This window comes from uncultured Intestinimonas sp. (assembly GCF_944387725.1).
In the GTDB taxonomy this organism is placed as follows: domain Bacteria; phylum Bacillota; class Clostridia; order Oscillospirales; family Oscillospiraceae; genus Intestinimonas.
This window is the reverse complement of sequence record NZ_CALXGA010000106.1, coordinates 1-3,994: the sequence shown is the minus strand read 5'-3', so window position 1 is coordinate 3,994 and position 3,994 is coordinate 1. Positions and strand designations below refer to the sequence as shown.

5 protein-coding genes are annotated in these 3,994 nt (G+C 67.1%); all 5 read right to left on the bottom strand.

Going from position 1 to position 3,994, the window contains the following annotated elements; genetic code table 11:
• Positions 1-134 precede the first annotated feature (134 nt).
• Positions 135-1,043, bottom strand: coding sequence for a tRNA pseudouridine(55) synthase TruB (gene truB, locus Q0K09_RS10540; RefSeq protein ID WP_294476159.1), 909 nt, complete (start codon positions 1,041-1,043; stop codon positions 135-137).
• A gap of 164 nt (positions 1,044-1,207) precedes the next feature.
• Positions 1,208-2,158, bottom strand: coding sequence for a DHH family phosphoesterase (locus Q0K09_RS10535; RefSeq protein WP_294476158.1), 951 nt, complete (start codon positions 2,156-2,158; stop codon positions 1,208-1,210).
• A 10-nt stretch (positions 2,159-2,168) separates the two neighbouring features.
• Complete coding sequence (rbfA, locus tag Q0K09_RS10530) at positions 2,169-2,507, bottom strand: 30S ribosome-binding factor RbfA (RefSeq protein WP_294476155.1); 339 nt, start codon at positions 2,505-2,507, stop codon at positions 2,169-2,171.
• Positions 2,508-2,542: 35 nt separating this feature from the next.
• A complete protein-coding gene (locus tag Q0K09_RS10525) occupies positions 2,543-2,968 on the bottom strand; it encodes a hypothetical protein (protein WP_294476151.1) in 426 nt (141 codons plus the stop codon).
• Positions 2,969-3,093: 125 nt separating this feature from the next.
• On the bottom strand, positions 3,094-3,994 hold a 901-nt coding region (locus tag Q0K09_RS10520; protein ID WP_365932156.1), incomplete at its 5' end, for an EF-Tu/IF-2/RF-3 family GTPase.

The window sequence follows — 3,994 nt, the reverse complement described above, 5'->3', positions numbered from 1 at the left end:
CAACCGGCGGGTCTTTTTGTCCCCTGGACGGCGCAATTTTTCCTTGAAACCCGCCAGGATTCCTGCGAAAAAATTGCTTGCCAGCGGCCCAAAATCCCTCGCTGCCGGACACATCGCCAATTTTCAAACAAGCCCTAGGGTTCAAAGAACCGCTTGAGGACCCGCATCCGGCCGCCCTCGCACCGGGCCAGGGCCAGAAAGTCCCCGCGCTCGCTGTAGACCCGGAAGTCCCCCTCTGTGCCGGGGGCACTCACGGGGGCGCCGGCGCGCAGCCGCCGCTCGGCCTGGGGCCGCAGGACGGCCCGGCCGGTCCAGCCGCTGCGGGCGAAATACTGGTCCACCGGCAGCAGCAGGCTTTCCGCCTCGCCCCGTTCGGCGGCGGCCTGGACCTGTTCCAGGGTGACGGCCTCGGCCAGGGTGAAGCCGGCGGCCTCCGTGCGGCGCAGGGAACTCATGCACCCCCCGCAGCCCAGGATCTGGCCGATGTCGTGGCACAGGGTCCGCACATAGGTCCCCTTGGAGCAGCGCACCCGGAGGGTGTAGTCCGCCCGGCCCGGCTGGGGCGGGGCGTCCGGCCGGTCCTCGTCCAGAACCCCCAGGGCGCGGATGGATACCTTCCGGGGCGCCCGCTCCACCTCCTGGCCCTTCCGGGCCAGCTCGTAGAGCTTCTTCCCGTTACGCTTGATGGCAGAGTACATGGGGGGCACCTGGAGGATGTCCCCCTGGAATTTCTCCAGGGCGTTCCAGAGCTGGTCGTGGTCCACCCGGACCGGCCGCTCCTCCAGCACCTCACCGGTGGTGTCCTGGGTGTTGGTGATGACGCCCAGCTTTAATCCGGCGATGTATTCCTTGTCGGATTCGCTGGCGAACTCCACCGCCCGGGTGGCCCGGCCCACGAAGACCGGCAGGACGCCGGTGGCCATGGGGTCCAGGGTACCGGCGTGGCCCACCCGCTTCTCGTGGAGCATCCCCCGCAGCTTGGCGCAGACATCCATGCTGGTCCAACCCTCCGGCTTGTCAATCACTAGAATTCCGTTAGGCATGGCAGAACCTCCCGTCCTCGCGGCGCAGCCCAGCAAAGCGGGTGCGCCGCGAAAAGGAGGAGCCGCCCGCAAGGATAAGCGGCTTCGCGCCAGCGGAGACGCGTTCCGCAAGGGCGTGCTCCGACGCGGTCCAACCCTCCGGCTTGTCAATCACCAGAATTCCGTTAGGCATGGCTTTGCACCTGCCGGATGGCGTCCAGGATGGCGGCTTTGGCCTCGGGAATGGTGGCCCGGATGGTACACCCGGCGGCAGCGGCGTGGCCCCCGCCCCCCAGCAGGGCGCAGATCTGGGTGGCGCTGAGGATGCCGTCGGTGCGGACCGAGAGCTTGCACGCACCCCCCTCCAGCTCCCGGATGGTGACGGAGGTGCGGACCCCCTCCAGCTGACCCAAAAAGGCGGCAATGTCCTCGGCGTCCCGCTCGGTGGCCCCCAGCCGGGCCATGTCGGCCAGGGAGATGGCGCAGATGGCGGTCTCCCCGCCGTCGTGGAGGACCATGGTGTCGATGATGAGGGCCTCCAGCTGGAGCCGCTTCCGGCTCTTGGTACGGAAGTGCCGCTTGTTGACCCCCTGAAAGTCGATGCCCAGGGACATGAGGTCGGCGGCCACCCGATGGGTCTCCGGGGTGGTGTTGTTGTAGACGAAGCAGCCGGTGTCGGTGGACACGGCCACATAGAGGGGCAGGGCGGCCTCCCGGGAGACGGGGCCCCACTGGCGGATAAGGTCGTAGACCAGTTCGCCGCAGGCGGCCCGGGCGGGGTCCACACAGCTCCGGGCGCCGAAGCCCTCGTGGGAGGGGTGGTGGTCGATGGCCAAATCAATGCCCCGGCGCAGCCAGACCTCCCCGGCGGGGGTGAAGAGATTTCGGCCGGCGATGTCCACGGAAACCACATAGTCCGGCCGGAACGCCTCCCCGGCCAGATAGCCCTCCAGATAGGGGGTGAAGAGGCTCGTGGCATCCTCGTTGGGGAGGACGGCCGCGTCCCTGCCCTGTTCCCGCAGGGCCTGGCACAGGCCGGCAGCACAGCCGATGGTGTCCCCATCCGGTTTCTTGTGAGTGAGAATGAGAATGTGATCCTGGCCGCGCAGCAGGGCGGCCGCCTCGATATAGTCCATGGGCTGCTCCTTATTTGTCCAGTTTTTCGATGATCTCCAGGATATGGGCCCCCTCCGCGATGGAGTCGTCGGCCACAAAGGTGAGCTCCGGGGTGTACCGGAGCTGGAGGGCCTGGCCCAGCGCCCGGCGGAGATAGCCTCCGGCGGACTGAAGGCCCTTGACCACCTCCCGGACGTCGCTCTTGTCCAGAACGCTGACATAGACCTTGGCGTACCGCAGGTCGGAGCTGGTGTCCACCGCCGTGATGGAGACCAGACCGCGGACCCGGGGGTCCTTCACGGTGCGGAGAAGGGCGGAGAGCTCCCGCTGAATCTCCTCGTTGATGCGTCCGATGCGATTGCTCGGCATAGTCTTCTCCTTTCCAAAGGGGCACGCACCCCGGTTCAGATCTCGATGGTCAGCCGGCACTGCCAGAGGGCGATCCGGGGCGGGGCCAGCTGCTCCAGGGTCTCCGCGTCCAGGCCGGACAGCTTTCCCCGAAAACAGGGAACCCGAGCCTCCCGGTCCACCCCCACCCAGAGCCGCCACAGCTCCACCGCCTCCCCGGGGGCGCAGTTCCGCTCCAGGTAGGCCCGCAGCGCCGCCGCGTCCTCCTCCGTGGCGCACAGGTTCAGCTCGTATGGGCAGGGCTTTCGGTCCAGGCCCAGCGCCTCCACCGCCGGGCGGTAGTAGTCAAGGGCCCGGACGGCGAAGCCCTCCGTCTCTGTGCGGACCGTATCTCCGCCTTGGGATCGGATCTCCATCCGGCGGAGGCCGGAGCCGTACAGGGGCAGGGGCCGGTCGGCGCACAGCAGGGTGACAGCGCTCATGGGGACCTCCCTTTTGACATACAGACCCGCCCCTCCTCAAACTGATTTGGGGACGGAACGGGTCTGTTTGACACTTGCTTCCTTTTCAGTTGCGGTTTGACATCCAGCGCCTGGTCCCCGGGGTCTCAGACCTGGATCTGCTCCATCAGGTAGGCCTCCACGATGTCGCCCTCCTTGATGTCCTGGAACTTTTCAAAGGTAATACCACATTCGTAGCCCTGGGCCACCTCCTTTACGCTGTCCTTGAAGCGTTGGAGGGAGGCGATGGCGCCGTCGTAGATGACCACGTTGTCCCGCAGCAGGCGCATCTGGGCCCCCCGCTGCATCTTGCCGCTGGTGACGTAGCAGCCGGCCACCATGCCCACGCCGGTGATGCGGAAGACGTTCCGCACCTCGGCGGCGCCCAGCTCCACCTCTTTGAACTTGGGTGCCAGCATCCCCTTCATGGCCGTCTCGATCTCGTTGATGCAGTCGTAGATGACCCGGTACATCCGCATATCCACCTTGCTGCGGGCGGCGGACTCCTTGGCGTTCTTGTCGGGGCGGACGTTGAAGCCCACGATGATGGCGTTGGAGGTGGCGGCCAGCATCACGTCGCTTTCGCTGATGGCGCCCACGGCGCAGTGGATGACCCGCACCCGGACCTCCTCGTTGGAGAGCTTCTCCAGGGAGGTCTTCACCGCCTCGGCGGAGCCCTGGACGTCGGCCTTGACGATGATGTTCAGGTCTTTGATCTCCCCCTGCTGAATCTGGCTGAACAGGTCCTCCAGGGTGACCTTCTGGCCTGCGGGACCGTTGCGCCGGTCCTTGTTCTCCTGCTTGCGCTGCTCGGCCAGCTCCCGGGCCATGCGCTCGTCGGCCACGGCATGGAAGTCGTCGCCGGCGTCTGGCACCTCCCCCATGCCGATGATCTCCACAGGGACGGAGGGGCCAGCATCGGTGAGCTTCCGGCCCCGGGCGTCGGTCATGGCCCGGACCCGGCCCACGGCGGTGCCGGCGATGATGACGTCGCCCTGGCGCAGGGTG